Origin of the sequence: Paenimyroides tangerinum (assembly GCF_003865405.1) — a bacterium.
Taxonomy (GTDB): Bacteria; Bacteroidota; Bacteroidia; order Flavobacteriales; family Flavobacteriaceae; genus Flavobacterium; species Flavobacterium tangerinum.
Map to the genome: position 1 here is coordinate 1,483 of NZ_RQVQ01000085.1, position 214 is coordinate 1,696.

Sequence of the window (214 nt, forward strand, 5' to 3'; positions counted from 1 at the left end):
GAGTCTTTTGACTAAATTTGTGCTTTATAATATTTTATATTATTCTACTTTTAAATTTGTATCTCAATATGTCAATGAACTTTTGTAAGTATTAAGATTTTTGTATCAAGTATTAAGACTTGGTCTTTATACTTGATACTACCTTCTTGATACTATCCTGTGGAGAATATCGGAGTCGAACCGATGACCTCCTGCGTGCAAGGCAGGCGCTCTA